Genomic DNA, 272 nt, shown 5'->3' on the forward strand with positions numbered 1-272 from the left:
GTACCGAATGGGTGTTCGACGGTTTGTTGTCTGATCACCATGCTGTCAGGTTTGGACTCCAGAAGCTCGGTCATCTTTTCAATGCGACTAGCATGCTCCCAACGACGAATTGTTCGGGGAGTGGCTGTTTTGGTGCATTGGGTTTGCAGGCTGCAAACTCTACAAATTTTGACGCTGCAGTTATAGTTCCTATAAATCATGCCTTTATCTCTTGCTTGCCCTCTGGGTGTTAACGCTTGCTTGGCAGGACAAACGTACACATTTTGCTCGGC

At 48.2% G+C, this 272-nt stretch carries 1 pseudogene; it reads right to left on the minus strand.

Annotation, left to right across the window (positions count from 1 at the left end):
* Positions 1–200, minus strand: a pseudogene (locus A3763_RS26935) (IS5/IS1182 family transposase); the annotation flags it as partial.
* Positions 201–272 lie beyond the last annotated feature (72 nt).

It is taken from the genome of Oleiphilus sp. HI0128, from assembly GCF_001635365.1.